At 70.8% G+C, this 13,879-nt stretch carries 12 protein-coding genes; 9 read left to right on the top strand and 3 right to left on the bottom strand.

Translation table 11 applies throughout. The annotated features are described in order from the left end of the window. Window positions 1-53 precede the first annotated feature (53 nt). Entirely contained in the window at window positions 54-2,039 is a 1,986-nt protein-coding gene (locus GKQ77_RS05660) for a YncE family protein (protein ID WP_219687597.1), read from the bottom strand. A 476-nt stretch (window positions 2,040-2,515) separates the two neighbouring features. Next, entirely contained in the window at window positions 2,516-3,223 is a 708-nt protein-coding gene (phoU, locus tag GKQ77_RS05655) for a phosphate signaling complex protein PhoU (RefSeq protein ID WP_219687596.1), read from the bottom strand. A 274-nt stretch (window positions 3,224-3,497) separates the two neighbouring features. Here phoU and phoR point away from each other — a divergent pair, with 274 nt between their 5' ends. Further along, window positions 3,498-4,769, top strand: coding sequence for a two-component system sensor histidine kinase PhoR (gene phoR, locus GKQ77_RS05650; protein ID WP_219687595.1), 1,272 nt, complete (start codon window positions 3,498-3,500; stop codon window positions 4,767-4,769). After that, window positions 4,766-5,446 (top strand): two-component system response regulator PhoP, encoded by a 681-nt coding sequence (gene phoP / locus GKQ77_RS05645; protein ID WP_030682312.1) that lies wholly within the window; start codon window positions 4,766-4,768, stop codon window positions 5,444-5,446. Before phoR ends, phoP begins: the two co-directional genes overlap by 4 nt. Before the next feature lie 93 nt (window positions 5,447-5,539). Here the strand turns inward: phoP and GKQ77_RS05640 are convergent, their stop codons facing one another. Then, window positions 5,540-6,268, bottom strand: coding sequence for a copper chaperone PCu(A)C domain-containing protein (locus tag GKQ77_RS05640; protein ID WP_219687594.1), 729 nt, complete (start codon window positions 6,266-6,268; stop codon window positions 5,540-5,542). Between the two features lie 624 nt (window positions 6,269-6,892). Between GKQ77_RS05640 and GKQ77_RS05635 the strand changes: the two genes are divergently transcribed. The 7 genes from GKQ77_RS05635 to GKQ77_RS05605 all read left to right on the top strand — a co-directional run bounded on the left by GKQ77_RS05635 (window position 6,893) and on the right by GKQ77_RS05605 (window position 13,768). After that, entirely contained in the window at window positions 6,893-7,375 is a 483-nt protein-coding gene (locus GKQ77_RS05635; protein WP_003953493.1) for a CarD family transcriptional regulator, read from the top strand. A gap of 266 nt (window positions 7,376-7,641) precedes the next feature. Further along, window positions 7,642-8,373, top strand: a complete 732-nt coding sequence (gene ispD, locus GKQ77_RS05630) for a 2-C-methyl-D-erythritol 4-phosphate cytidylyltransferase (RefSeq protein WP_219687593.1) — start codon at window positions 7,642-7,644, stop codon at window positions 8,371-8,373. Continuing rightward, window positions 8,363-8,881 (top strand): 2-C-methyl-D-erythritol 2,4-cyclodiphosphate synthase, encoded by a 519-nt coding sequence (gene ispF, locus GKQ77_RS05625; protein WP_219687592.1) that lies wholly within the window; start codon window positions 8,363-8,365, stop codon window positions 8,879-8,881. The genes ispD and ispF overlap by 11 nt, the downstream gene beginning before the upstream one ends. Window positions 8,882-8,955: 74 nt before the next feature. Beyond that, a complete protein-coding gene (locus tag GKQ77_RS05620) occupies window positions 8,956-9,360 on the top strand; it encodes a PPOX class F420-dependent oxidoreductase (RefSeq protein WP_219687591.1) in 405 nt (134 codons plus the stop codon). 79 nt (window positions 9,361-9,439) lie between these two features. After that, window positions 9,440-10,840: a cysteine--tRNA ligase gene (cysS, locus tag GKQ77_RS05615; protein WP_219687590.1), complete on the top strand. Its 1,401-nt coding sequence runs from the start codon at window positions 9,440-9,442 to the stop codon at window positions 10,838-10,840. A gap of 107 nt (window positions 10,841-10,947) precedes the next feature. After that, window positions 10,948-11,892 (top strand): 23S rRNA (guanosine(2251)-2'-O)-methyltransferase RlmB, encoded by a 945-nt coding sequence (gene rlmB / locus GKQ77_RS05610; RefSeq protein WP_125513605.1) that lies wholly within the window; start codon window positions 10,948-10,950, stop codon window positions 11,890-11,892. A gap of 163 nt (window positions 11,893-12,055) precedes the next feature. Further along, the gene (locus GKQ77_RS05605) at window positions 12,056-13,768 is read left to right on the top strand and encodes a DoxX family protein (protein ID WP_258020881.1); all 1,713 of its coding nucleotides are present in this window, start codon (window positions 12,056-12,058) and stop codon (window positions 13,766-13,768) included. Window positions 13,769-13,879: the final 111 nt, after the last annotated feature.

The raw sequence follows: 13,879 nt of genomic DNA, 5'->3' as shown, positions 1-13,879 counted from the left end.
TCGGCACGTGCGGGCCGCCTATGCCAAGGGGCCCGCCTATGCCAAGTAAGCGGCTACCTCGTGAAGTTCAGGTACTTCCACGCCCCATGCGTCGTCGAGTTCACGTTGTCCCCCGACGTGCCGTTCACATACGACGAGCGGATCCGCGCGCGGATGCCCGACTCGCCGGGGGCCTCCAGGCGGACCGTGGACTTGCCGGCGGTGTTGAGCTTGAAGTACTCCGAGCCCGTGGTGTGCCACTTGCGGTCCGGGCCGTAGACCTGGAGTTCGAAGCGCTGCTTGCGGCCCTCGTAGTACGTCATCGTCGTGGCGAGCACCGGGTCGGTGTTCTTGTGGAAGTAGTGGTACTTCGTCGAGCCGATCTTGCCCGTCTTGTAGTGCTGGGAGACGGAGCTGGAGACCTTGACCTTGGCGTACGCGGTCGACGTCGCCTTCGCGGAGGCCGAGCGGGCGTCACCGGAGAAGACCGCCGTGACCTTCGTGTCGCGCTTCATGTCGACCGTGGCCTTCAGGTCGCCGCGCGAGTTGACGGCGCCCTTCTTGACCAGCTTGTTGGGCTTGTCGGCGCCGTAGGGGTCCGCCCAGATCTCGACCGTGCGGTTCTTGTACGTCTTACCGAGGTGCGCCGTGAAGGAGACGTCCGCGCCGTAGCCGTAGACCTTGCCGTTCTTGTCGAGAGTGAGGGTCGTCTTGGTGCGCGAGACCTCCACCGTGTCCGACGCGGAGACCGCCGCGTGCGTGGCGTCACCCCCGTACGCGACCTCGTACGTCACCTTGCCGCCCGCCGGCGGGCTGTCGGTGAAGGAGTACGAGCCGTCCGCCTTGGTCTTGACCGGCGGCAGCGCCTTGCCGTCGCGGGACTCGACGTCCTTGCGGGTCACCGTCAGCTCGGTGCCGGCCGGGAGGCCGGAGCCGGTGAGCTTGCCCTTGACGGTGAGCGGCTTGGCCCGGGGCGCCTTCGCGGGCGCCTCGACCGTGAGCGTGGGCAGCGACTTGGCCGGGTCGGTCAGAATCCGCAGCGAGAAGACGTCCTCGCTGTTCGAGGAGACCGCGAAGAGCCGGCTGCCGTCCGGCGCCCAGGCCAGACCGCCCTCGGCGAGCGTGTCCGCGCCGCTGGTCTGGCCGGTGTTCGGGAACTCGTACTCGCGCACCTTGGACCACTTGCCCTGCCGGTAGATGTGCACGTCCGGCCCGTACCAGGAGGAGGTGCCCGCCGCCACGGTGCCGTCCGGGGCGATGTCCACGGCCGCGCCGTAGGTCCCGGAGTCGTAGCGGCCCAGGGGAGAGAGGTCCTTCGTGGAGTACACCGGGTGGTAGTACGGGGCGCCGCTCGCCGTGACGATCTGCGTGCCGTCGGGGGAGACCGCGATGTCGTCGAAGAAGCTGCCCTCCACCGACTTGCGGACCCGCAGCTCCGGCTTGGCGCCCGAGACGTCGAACACCGCGAGGGCGTCGCTGCTTGTCTCCTTCTCACCGGCGACGAGCACACCCGAGTCGGGGTCGGAGCCCAGCTCGGGCGCGCCGTAGAAGTCCGCCTCGCCCTCCTGGCCGAGCGCCACGACCGGCTCGTTCCCGGAGAGGTCCAGCGAGCCGATGCCGCCCTCGCCGGACGGCCCGTGGCCGAACCAGAGCTTGCCGCTCGCCCACGCCAGCGTGCGCGGCTTCTCGGCGCCGCCGAGTGCGTGACTGGCGGTCTGGGAGTACGAGGTCGTCTCCACGGAGACGATCCGGTTCAGGCCCGCGACCGCCGCGTACACCTGGTCGGAGTCGGGCGAGAGCACCAGGCCCTCGACGTCCGGCAGCCCGTCCAGGGTGGCCTTGACGGTGCCCGCGTAGTCCGTGACGACGATCTTGCCGCCCTTCGGGTCGGACACGTAGACGCGCCGGTGTTCGCCGTCGACCAGGACGTCACCGGCCGACCGCACGTCCAGGCGCTTGTCGGAGTCGGCCGCGGCCGGACCGGACGCGACGGCGACCAGCGCCGCCGAGCTGAAGAGGACCGCGAGCGCCGTCGCGGTCGAGAGGGTGCGCGTACGCACGTTGATGTGACCCCCCACATGGAAGGCCCGGGCCGGGTGCCCGGGCCCGGAACCCCCGTTCACAGCGCAGGTTATGGCATGTCTGTGACAGGTGTGGAGGGAGTGGAAAGAGTTTTGCGGGGTGGCTCTCCCCCGGGGGCCGGCTGGGGCCCGAAACGAGATAAGCGCGCGTGCGCCGTTGATGCGCCCTGCCCCGCGGGGTTGCAATGGGCGCAGGCAAGTGCGTTCCGTACGCCTTCGAGGAGGAGACCCATGGCCGAGTCCCCCACGCCCGTAGTCATAGAGATGAGCTGCAGCTGCGGCCCCGGCTGCTCGTGCGGCTGCCAGTCCGGCGGCCCGTGCCAGTGCGGCGGCGGCTGCGGCTGACGCCCTTCAGGGCAGGCCCATGAGGGCACGCCCCACGAAACACCCGTGCCCCGCACGGCAAACGACCTCGTGCGGGGCACGCGCACGCGCACGCGCGCTGCGAAGAAGACCTAGGCCCCTTCCACCGACGCGGAGCCCGCCGCGGAGCCCGACGCCGAGCCCGACGCCTGGATCTCGTCCGCATGCTCGCCCGTGACCAGGTACACGACCCGCTTCGCGACCGACACCGCGTGGTCCGCGAAGCGCTCGTAGTAGCGGCCGAGCAGCGTCACGTCGACGGCCGTCTCGATGCCGTGCTTCCAGCGGTCGTCCATCAGGTGCTGGAAGAGCGTGCGGTGCAGCTGGTCCATCTCGTCGTCGTCCTGCTCCAGCTGGAGCGCGAGGTCGACGTCCTTGGTGATGATGACCTCCGCCGCCTTCGCCATCAGGCGCTGCGCGAGCTGGCCCATCTCCAGGATCGTGGCCTGCAGGTCCCGCGGCACCGCCGAGTCCGGGAAGCGCAGCCGGGCCAGCTTGGCGACGTGCTGGGCGAGGTCGCCCGAGCGCTCCAGGTCGGCGCTCATCCGCAGCGAGGTCACGACGATGCGCAGATCCGTGGCGACCGGCTGCTGCCGCGCGAGCAGGGCTATCGCCCGCGCCTCCAGCTCGTGCTGGAGATCGTCGACCTTCTGGTCGGCGGCGATCACGCTCTCGGCCAGCTTCAGGTCGGCGTCGAGCATGGCCGTCGTGGCGCGCCCGATCGCGGACCCGACCAGGCGGGCCATCTCGACCAGGCTCTCGCCGATCGAGTCAAGTTCCTCGTGGTACGCGTCCCGCATGTGGCTGTCCCTCTCTCGGTACGTCTCAGGGGGCTGGCCCCTACGCTCCCACGGTGCGGCCCTTAACCGTCCGTTTCCGGCACCCCGAATGAACCGCCACCGTCATCAAGGTGAACTGTGGGCGACGCGCGGCGCCACCTCCGAACGGGCCCGCCTCGGCCCGACCGGGGGAAATGAACCGGTGCCGTCCCCATGGTGAACTCTGAGCGACGAGTGTTCGAGGCGGCACCCGTTTGGCTGTGGCCGACACCGAACCGGCGCATAACCTGGACTCATGGACGTGAACGCGGCGGTCGCCGCAGCTGCAGCGATCGCCGGGGTGTGCACCGGCGTCATCGCCATGCTGGCGTTCCGCTGGAGCGAGCGCGAACAGAAACGCCCCACCCGGACCTCCCTGCACACGGACCCCGTCCTGCCACCCGGCGTGGACACGGTCCTCTCCGTGCTGCGCTCCTCCGCGGTCGTACTCGACGAGGCCGACAGCGTGGTCAAGGCCAGCTCGGCGGCGTACGCGCTCGGACTCGTCCGCGGCGGCAAGCTCGCCGTCGAGCCGATGCTCCAGATGGCCCGCGACACCCGCCGCGACGGAGAGATACGCCAGGTCGAACTGGACCTCCCCCGGCGCGGCACCGGCCGCGGCGAGGCCCTCGCGGTCTCCGCGCGGGTGGCCCCTCTCGGCTCCCGGCTCGTGCTGCTCCTGGTCGAGGACCTCACGGAGGCCCGCCGCATCGAGGCCGTACGCCGCGACTTCGTGGCGAACGTCTCCCACGAGCTGAAGACCCCCGTGGGCGCCCTCAGCCTCCTCTCCGAGGCCGTCATGGACGCCTCGGACGACCCCGAGGCCGTCGAACGCTTCGCGGGCCGCATGCAGATCGAGGCGACCCGCCTCACCAACCTCGTGCAGGAGCTGATCGACCTCTCCCGCGTCCAGAACGACGACCCCCTGGAGGACGCCGAGCCCGTCCGCGTCGACGAACTGGTGGCCGAGGCGATCGACCGCAGCCGCCACCAGGCCTCCCACAAGCAGATCACCCTGGCCGCCGGGGGGACGGCCGAGCTGCAGATCTGGGGCAACCGCGGCCAGCTCGCCGCGGCCCTCGGCAACCTCGTCGAGAACGCCGTGAACTACAGCCCGGCCCGCACCCGCGTGGGAATAGCCGCCCGCCGGGTCACCGCACCCGGCGGGGACCTTATCGAGGTCGCGGTCACGGACCAGGGCATCGGCATCTCCGACAAGGACAAGGAACGCATCTTCGAGCGCTTCTACCGCGTCGACCCGGCCCGCTCCCGGGCCACCGGCGGCACCGGCCTCGGCCTTGCCATCGTCAAGCACGTCGCCGCCTCGCACGGCGGAGAGGTCACCGTGTGGAGCTCCGAGGGACAGGGCTCCACCTTCACCCTGCGGCTGCCGGAGGCGGCCGCGCACCGCGAACGCGGATCACGTCACGGCGGCGGACCCACCGCGGAGCACGCCGTCCCCGGCGCCGCCGCGTCCGCCGCGACCACTACGTACGAACCCATTCCTGCCCCGGAGGTCCTTCCGTGACCCGAGTGCTCGTCGTCGAGGACGAGGAATCCTTCAGCGACGCTCTGTCCTACATGCTCCGCAAAGAGGGCTTCGAGGTCGCCATCGCGGCCACCGGCCCGGACGGACTCGACGAATTCGAGCGCAACGGCGCCGACCTCGTCCTGCTCGACCTGATGCTGCCCGGCCTGCCCGGCACCGAGGTCTGCCGCCAGCTGCGCAGCCGCTCGAACGTCCCGGTGATCATGGTCACCGCCAAGGACAGCGAGATCGACAAGGTGGTCGGCCTCGAAATAGGAGCCGACGACTACGTCACCAAGCCCTTCTCCTCGCGCGAACTGGTCGCCCGCATCCGCGCGGTCCTGCGCCGCCGCGGCGAACCGGAGGAGGTCACCCCGCAGGCCCTGGAGGCGGGCCCCGTCCGCATGGACGTCGACCGCCACGTGGTCACGGTCTCCGGCTCCAAGGTCGACCTGCCGCTGAAGGAGTTCGACCTCCTGGAGATGCTCCTGCGCAACGCGGGCCGCGTCCTGACCCGGATGCAGCTCATCGACCGCGTCTGGGGCGCGGACTATGTGGGCGACACCAAGACCCTCGACGTCCACGTCAAGCGCCTGCGCGCCAAGATCGAGCCGGACCCGGGCGCCCCGCGCTACCTGGTGACGGTCCGCGGCCTCGGCTACAAGTTCGAGCCGTAAACCGCGAGCAGCCCTCAGCGCGCCTGAGCGGCCTTGAACGACGAGGAGGGCGGGACCCCGGCCGGGGTCCCGCCCTCCTCATACGTACGTCGGTCAGTGCTCGGCGCCCGTACCGGCGTCCGCGCTGTGCGAGGCGGAGCCCGACGGGTCCGTGTTCGCGGCACCGGAGGCGTGGCCCGACGGGTCGGTGGAGGCCCCCGCGGAAGGTGCGCCGGACTGGCCCGGCTCACCGGGCTTGCCCGACTGACCCGGCTTGCCGGACTGGCCCGGCTTGGCGCCCGGCGCCTGCGGCACCTCGGTCGGGCCCCACTTCTTGAAGTAGCTCTCGGCGGGCACGACGAACGCCTTGAGCTTCACGTTGCCGGTGTCGCTGAAGGTGAAGGTGATCCGCTGCGCGTTGCCGTCCTTGACGGCCTCGCGGCTGCTGGGCAGGACGGCCGACGCGTTGTCCTTGCCGCCGATGACGACGGAGCCGCCGGCCGGGATGGTCAGCCGGTTCGGCTTGGACGTCTTGTCGTCCTTGGCGGGCGTGATCTTGGCCTTCTTGCCGGTGCCGTCGACCGTGATCGAGTCCAGGGTCTGGGCGGTCGTGCCGGCGTTGAAGACCGTCGCGGCGACCACGGCCGGGCCCTTGGACTTCAGGTCCGGCTGCGTGATGACCATGGCGTTCTGGATCTTGATGTCACCGACGGAGGTGGCCGCGTTGTCCGGCTTGACCTCCAGCGTCTGAGCGTTGTTCCCGGCGCCGCACGCGGCGAGCGAGGCAAGCGAGAACGCGATGGCGGTGGCGGCGATGGCGCCGCGTCGAAGGCTGCGGCTCACGGCGGCGGCTACTCCTTGAACGTGGGCGATACGGGAGGGGGCGGACGGCCGAGCGGCCGCCCTCGGCGACCGTGCGACCGCCCTGAGGCGACCGTGGAGCCGCCCTAAGGGTGTGTCAGCGCGCTTAGGTTACCGAGCCGTTCCCATGGCGCCGCACCCGACCCGCCCCTCGGGACCGCGAGCCCGTCTCATTGCTCCCTCGTTCATCATTCACATAAGCGCCGTCAAGAGCGTCGCTCCGAACCTCTCGCGGATTTCCGGTAAGGAATGCGCGGAGACCTCGAAAATCGATCATCGGGCGCCTTGATCAATTTCGGAATCCTGTCCGACGGCGTGTGGTACGCCTCTCCGGCCTCCGAACGGAGCAGCGAAAGTTCACCGCTTGGAACCGCGCAAACCGGGACGTTCGGCCCCTCCTGGGCCTCTTGAGGGGCGCATAACGCCCGCGTTTCCGCCTCCCCGGAGAGCCGCTCCGACCTGCGAATACCCCGTTCCGGCGGCCCTCCGCAGCACGTTCCTGTTGCTGTTGTCAAGCCCCGAGATATGCCCTGACCTGCGAAAACGCCATTCAGAAGAGGCGGTTCTCGTGTTAGGATGGATAGCCACGGAAGGGGTACCTGTCACATGACGTTCAAGGTTGGCGACACCGTGGTCTATCCCCATCACGGGGCCGCGCTGATCGAGGCTATCGAAACTCGCCAGATCAAAGGCGTGGACAAGACCTACTTGGTGCTGAAGGTCGCCCAGGGCGATCTGACGGTGCGTGTGCCAGCGGACAATGCGGAGTTCGTCGGCGTGCGTGATGTGGTCGGTCAGGACGGGCTGGACCGGGTCTTCGAGGTACTGCGCGCGCCGTACGCCGAAGAGCCCACGAACTGGTCGCGTCGCTACAAGGCAAATCTCGAGAAGCTCGCCTCCGGCGATGTCATCAAGGTCGCGGAAGTCGTGCGTGACCTGTGGCGTCGGGAGCGTGAGCGCGGACTGTCCGCCGGTGAGAAGCGCATGCTCGCCAAGGCACGCCAGATCCTGGTGAGCGAGCTGGCGCTCGCGGAGAACACGAACGAGGACAAGGCCGAGGCCCTGCTCGACGAGGTCCTCGCGTCCTGACGCCGGACGGCCCTGGGCGCACCCCTTGGCTGTCCCGCAATGATTGCCGCGGTGCCCGCTGACCCTCAAGAGGAGTCGCCGGGCGCTGCGGCATGTTCAGCCCTGTTTTGCTTCAGCCCTGTCTGGCTCGGCTTCAGCTCCGTCTGGCGTGCCGGGCTCGGGCACTGGCTCGATCGGATTCACGGAAAGGGTCCGGTCGACATGTCGTGCCCGACACGGTGAGGCCATACCCACGTCGGCCGAGCACACAAACCTGAACGGAACCGATGTCTAGCGAATCCCGTACCGCGGTGGTCATTCCCGCGGCAGGACGGGGCGTGCGCCTCGGCCCTGGCGCCCCCAAAGCACTCCGCGCGCTGAACGGCACCCCGATACTCATCCACGCCGTCCGCGCCATGGCGGCGTCCCGCGCCGTCTCCCTCGTCATCGTCGTGGCGCCCCCCGACGGCGCCCCCGAGGTCAAGACCCTCCTCGACGACCACGCGCTGCCCGAGCGCACCGACTTCCTCGTCGTGCCCGGCGGTGACTCCCGCCAGGAGTCCGTGCGGGCCGGCCTGGACGCGCTGCCGCCCGGCATCGACATCGTGCTCGTGCACGACGCGGCCCGCCCGCTGGTGCCGGTCGACACGGTCGACGGCGTCATCGCCGCCGTGCGCGAAGGGGCGCCCGCCGTGGTGCCCGCGCTGCCGCTGACCGACACCGTCAAGCAGGTGGAGCCCGCGGCCGCGCCCGGCGACGCCGAGCCCGTCGTGGCCACCCCCGAGCGGGCCAGGCTGCGCGCCGTGCAGACCCCGCAGGGCTTCGACCGCGCCACGCTCGTACGTGCCCACGAGACCGTCACCGACAACGTCACGGACGACGCCAGCATGGTCGAGCAGCTGGGCCTGCCCGTCGTCGTCGTGCCCGGCCACGAGGAGGCGTTCAAGGTGACGCGCCCCCTCGACCTCCTCCTCGCGGAGGCCGTCCTCGCGCGCCGGAGGGCCAACGATGGCTTCTGAGGCCACTCCCGTACCGCCGGCCACCCCCGTACTGCCTCTGGTCGGCATCGGCACCGACATCCACGCCTTCGAAGAGGGCCGCGAGCTGTGGTGCGCGGGTCTGAAGTGGGAGGACGAGGGGCCCGGACTCGCCGGGCACTCCGACGCCGACGTCGTCGCGCACGCCGCGTGCAACGCGCTCTTCTCCGCTGCCGGCCTCGGCGATCTCGGCGCGCACTTCGGCACCGGACGCCCCGAGTGGTCCGGCGCGTCGGGCCTGACCCTCCTCACCGAGGCCGCCCGCATCGTGCGGGACGCCGGATTCACCGTCGGCAACGTGGCCGTGCAGGTCATCGGTCCGCGCCCGAAGATCGGCAAGCGCCGCGACGAGGCGCAGAAGGTGCTCTCCGACGCCGTGGGCGCGCCGGTGTCGGTCTCCGGGGCCACCACCGACGGCCTCGGCTTCCCCGGCCGCGGGGACGGGCTCGCCGCGATCGCCACCGCGTTGGTCGTACGTACGTCGCACTGACGGCGATATCGGGTAGGGGTATGGCTCGTACCGGCGAGGCTCGCGCAGCCTGCTGTCCACGAAGGAGTGAAGCCATGTCCGCCGAACTGTCCGACCAGCTCAAAGCCCTCCTCGACGCCCCGTCCTTCATCACCGTCGCCACCATCCAGCCCGACGGCAGCCCGCAGCTGTCGCCGGTCTGGGTGAAGCGGGACGGCGACGACGTGCTGTTCTCCACGACGCTCGGCCGCCGCAAGGAGAAGAACCTGCGCCGCGATCCGCGCGTGACGGTGCTGCTCCAGCCCTTTGACGCCCCGTACACCTACGCAGAGATCCGTGGCACGGCGGAGATGACGACCGAGGGCGGCCAGGAACTCATCGACGAGCTGTCGCTGAAGTACACGGGCAAGAAGTACGCCGAGTTCAACCCCGCGGCGAAGGACGACGCCCCGCGCGTGGTGGTGCGGGTCTCCGCGCGGAAGGTCGTGGGGCGGGTCTGACGGCCCCCCACGTCACAGTTGCGTGGCCGGTGGGCCAAGGGGGCGTGGGGCACTGCCCCGCGCCCACTACCCTGGAGTGGTGACGATTCGCCTGTACGACACCAGCGCCCGGCAGATCCGTGACTTCAGCCCCCTCCATGAAGGCTGTGTCTCGATCTACCTCTGCGGTGCCACGGTGCAGGCGGCCCCGCACATCGGGCACATCAGGTCCGGCCTGAACTTCGACATCATGCGCCGCTGGTTCGCCTACCGCGGCTACGACGTGACGTTCGTGCGCAATGTGACCGACATCGACGACAAGATCATCAAGAAGTCGGCCGAGCAGGACCGCCCCTGGTGGTCGATCGGGTACGAGAACGAGCGCGCCTTCAACAGCGGTTACGACGCGCTCGGCTGCCTGCCGCCCACCTACGAGCCGCGCGCCACCGGCCACATCACCGAGATGGTCGAGATGATGCGCGGCCTCATCGAGCGCGGCCACGCCTACGAGGCCGACGGCAGCGTCTACTTCGACGTGCGGTCCTGGCCCGGCTACCTGGAGCTGTCCAACCAGGACATCGACGACCTGCGCCAGCCCGACGAGGGCGTCGCGGGCAAGCGGGACCCCCGCGACTTCGCCATGTGGAAGGCGGTCAAGCCGGGCGAGCCCGCCTGGGAGACGCCCTTCGGCCGCGGCCGCCCCGGCTGGCACCTGGAGTGCTCGGCGATGGCCCACAAGTACCTCGGCCGCGAGTTCGACATCCACGGCGGCGGGATCGACCTGATCTTCCCGCACCACGAGAACGAGATCGCCCAGGCCAAGGCCTTCGGCGACGCGTTCGCGCGCTTCTGGGTGCACAACGGCTGGGTCACCATGAGCGGCGAGAAGATGTCGAAGTCGCTCGGCAACTCGGTCCTCGTCAGCGAGATGGTCAAGCAGTGGCGCCCGATCGTCCTGCGCTACTACCTGGGCACCCCGCACTACCGCTCGATGATCGAGTACAGCGAGGAGGCCCTGCGCGAGGCCGAGTCCGCGTTCGCCCGCATCGAGGGCTTCGTGCAGCGCGTGGTGGAGAAGGCGGGCGGGGCCGTCGAGCCCGCCGCCGAGGTGCCGCCCGCGTTCGCCGACGCCATGGACGACGACATGGGCGTCCCGCAGGCGCTCGCCATCGTGCACACCACGGTCCGGCAGGGCAATTCCGCCCTGGCCGCCGACGACAAGGAAGCCGCCGTGCAGCGCCTCGCCGAGGTGCGGGCCATGCTCGGCGTCCTCGGCCTCGACCCGCTCGACCCGCACTGGGCCGGCGGTGAGAGCGACCGCGGCGAGGATCTGCACGGCGTCGTCGACACCCTCGTACGCATGGTCCTCGACCAGCGCGAGGCCGCCCGGGGCCGCAAGGACTGGGGCACCGCCGACGCCATCCGCGACCAGCTGAACCAGTCGGGCCTCGTCATCGAGGACAGCCCGGCCGGGCCGCGCTGGACGCTCGGGCCGCGTTAGCACCCCCGTAGATGTGCCGCCCGGCGTTCGGGGCGGCACACTTCATAGACGTACACCTTCGCGCGTACGGACGTACGCGCACTCGCATCACAACAGACAGGTAGGTCATGGCCGCTAACAACCGCCGCATGTCCGGCAAGAAGGGCGCGCAGGTCGGCAGCGGCGGCAATCGGCGCCGCGGCCTTGAGGGCAAGGGTCCGACGCCGCCCGCCGAGGCGCGCAAGGGGCACGTGAAGAACCGCATCGCCGCCGCCAAGGCCAAGAAGGCCGCGGGCCGCCGCCCCGCGCAGAAGGGGCGTGGCGGCAAGCAGGCCTCCGAGATGGTCGTCGGCCGCAACCCCGTCTTCGAGGCGCTGCGCGACGGCGTGCCCGCCTCCACGCTCTACGTCCAGCAGTTCATCGACAACGACGAGCGGGTGCGCGAGGCGCTTCAGCTCGCGGCCGAGCGCGGCGGCATCCACCTCATGGAGGCGCCGCGGCCCGAGCTGGACCGGATGACGAACGGCCTCAACCACCAGGGCCTCGTCCTCCAGGTCCCGCCGTACAAGTACGCGCACCCCGAGGACCTCGCCGCCGCCGCGTACGACGCCGGTGAGGACCCGCTGATCGTCGCGCTCGACGGCGTGACGGACCCGCGCAACCTCGGCGCGGTCATCCGCTCCGTGGCCGCCTTCGGGGGCCACGGCGTCGTCGTGCCCGAGCGGCGGGCCGCCGGTATGACGGCCGGTGCCTGGAAGACCTCGGCGGGCGCGGCCGCGCGTACGCCGGTCGCCCGGTGCACGAACCTGACGCGCACCCTTGAGGCGTACAAGAAGGCGGGCGTCACCGTCGTCGGCCTCGCGGCCGACGGCGAGCAGGAGGTCGGCGACATGGAGGCGCTCGGCGGTCCGGTCGTCATCGTCGTGGGCAGCGAGGGCAAGGGCCTGTCCCGCCTCGTCGGCGAGACGTGCGACTTCCGGGTGCGGATCCCGATGCCGGGTGGCGCGGAGTCGCTGAACGCCGGTGTCGCCGCCGGTGTCGTGCTGTACGAGGCGTCGCGGCGCCGCGCGTGAGTGTTGCCCGTCGGCGCGCGTGAGCGTTGCCGGTCGGCGCGCGTAAGAGTTGCCGGGCGTACTGATGTCCGGGCCGTGTGGTCCCTTGACGGGGATCTCTTGACGCGGTCCGGACATTTCCGCGTGGTCAAGGCAGTGTCCTAAACACACGTCACTCGGTTAGATGAGTGTGGACACCAGAACACCCCGCACACCCACAGGGGGAAGCTCGTCAGGCTTCGACGAAGCTCCCGCGCTGAGCATGGTGAAGGTGCCGAGCGACCCGGCGCAGGTCATCGTCGCGCACGCGAGCTTCCGCGTGCAGCTCCCCGCCGCTGGGCGCATTCAATCCCCGCGTATCTCACGGCACTTGGGCCTCCCCGAAGAGACGGTGCGGATCCCCGCCGTGGGCGCGGCCGCCAAGCGCCGCGCACCCGTCGTCTGGAGCGGGAAGTCCGATCCGGACGACACCGGCGCCATCAGACTGCTGCAGGCCGTGCGCGGCAACAGCGTGCGCCGTTCGGCCGAAGAGGCAGGGCCCTACGAGGACGCGGGCGCCACCCAGGTCATCCCGCGCGTCGGCCTCGACGACGGCCCCGAGACCGCCGAGACGCCCGTCGTCGGCGCGGGTGGCCCCGACCCCCGGACCCAGCTGCTGCCGCAGATGCGGATGCCCAGCAGCGACTACGACGAGCGGCTCGCACAAGAGCGCGAGCGGTACGGCGACGACACGTACGACGGTCACGACGGCTATGACGCTCACGACGGCTACGACGAGTACGCCGACGGCGAGACCGAGGCCGAGGCCGAGGAGCGCAAGCGGCGGCACGGTGCCGACCCGGTGCGCCACGCCTACTACCCCGGCCGCCGGATGAATCTCGGCGTGGTCCTCCTGCCGCTCCGCGTCTTCCTCGGCTTCATCTCCATCTACGCCGGCATGGGCAAGCTGTGTGACCCCGTCTACTTCGACGGCGGCGAGCGCGGCTCCATGGTCAAGTGGCTCAACTCGCTGCACCCCTGGGCGCTCGCCGAGCCGCTGCGTGACTTCGCCCTCCAGCACCCGGTGGGCGCCGGGCTCAGCATCGCCTTCCTCCAGGTCATCGTCGGCGTTCTGACGGTGCTCGGGCTCTGGCAGCGGGTCGCCGCCTCCATCGGCGTGCTGCTCTCCGCCGCGCTCATCGTCACCGTCAGCTGGAAGACCGTCCCCGCCTATGACGCGCCGGACATCATCTACCTCGCCGCCTGGTCGCCGCTGATCATCGCGGGCGCCCCCGTCTACTCCGTGGACGGCCGCCTCGCGGGAGAGGCCTGGCGCACGCTCGGGCCGCGCGCCGACATCTGGGAGCTGCGGCGGCGCGTGCTGCGGCGCGGCGCTCTGGTCGGCGCGGTCGCGATCGGCCTCACGCTGCTGCTCGGCTCGCTGCTCGGCGGCGCGGTGCGGGACGCGGACCGGGTCACCGTGCCCGGCCCCGGCGAGGCCCCGCGCAACAACCTGCCGGGCTCCCCGCTCCCCGGGGACCCCGCGAAGAAGCGGCAGGACCGCAAGGCGCAGCGCCCCTCGGCCTCGCCAGGATCCCCGACGCAGGGCAGCTCCGCGCGGCCCTCGCAGGGCGCCACGGCCCCGGGCGCGGTCCGCGAGACGGGCACGGCGGGCTCCACGCAGCCGAGTCAGACGCAGGGCAGCACCACGGCGGGCCAGGCCCCGCCGCAGCAGTCGGCGCCCCAGCGGCAGCAGCAACAGCAGCAGCAGCCGCCGGCCTCGACCGCGGGACCGGCGACCAGCGGTGGCAGCACCGGTGGGGGCACGGGCGGTACCGGTGGTTCGGGCGGCTCCGGCGGTACCGGGGGTGAGGAGCCCGGTGGTCTCCGCGGCCTGTCCCTTCTACACATCTCCTAGCCCACGAGACATCTCAAGAAGCCATCTGGCGTCTTCTGCTTGAAAAAAAAAATGACGAAGACGGAACCGGCTTTCAGGCGTCGGCTCATGCGGTGCGGGCGGGAGAGGTCG

Source organism: Streptomyces anatolicus, from assembly GCF_019400875.1.
Taxonomy (GTDB): domain Bacteria; phylum Actinomycetota; class Actinomycetes; order Streptomycetales; family Streptomycetaceae; genus Streptomyces; species Streptomyces anatolicus.
This window is presented reverse-complemented; position numbering and strand designations above follow the sequence as displayed.

What these genes read in the sequence shown, in the direction of transcription:
- phoU (WP_219687596.1), bottom strand. Translation starts at nt 3,223, where the DNA reads ATGCGGGACGCGTACCACGAGGAACTTGACTCGATCGGCGAGAGCCTG.
- phoR (WP_219687595.1), top strand. Translation starts at nt 3,498, where the DNA reads ATGGACGTGAACGCGGCGGTCGCCGCAGCTGCAGCGATCGCCGGGGTG.
- GKQ77_RS05635 (WP_003953493.1), top strand. Translation starts at nt 6,893, where the DNA reads ATGACGTTCAAGGTTGGCGACACCGTGGTCTATCCCCATCACGGGGCC.
- ispD (WP_219687593.1), top strand. Translation starts at nt 7,642, where the DNA reads ATGTCTAGCGAATCCCGTACCGCGGTGGTCATTCCCGCGGCAGGACGG.
- ispF (WP_219687592.1), top strand. Translation starts at nt 8,363, where the DNA reads ATGGCTTCTGAGGCCACTCCCGTACCGCCGGCCACCCCCGTACTGCCT.
- GKQ77_RS05620 (WP_219687591.1), top strand. Translation starts at nt 8,956, where the DNA reads ATGTCCGCCGAACTGTCCGACCAGCTCAAAGCCCTCCTCGACGCCCCG.
- rlmB (WP_125513605.1), top strand. Translation starts at nt 10,948, where the DNA reads ATGGCCGCTAACAACCGCCGCATGTCCGGCAAGAAGGGCGCGCAGGTC.
- GKQ77_RS05605 (WP_258020881.1), top strand. Translation starts at nt 12,056, where the DNA reads ATGAGTGTGGACACCAGAACACCCCGCACACCCACAGGGGGAAGCTCG.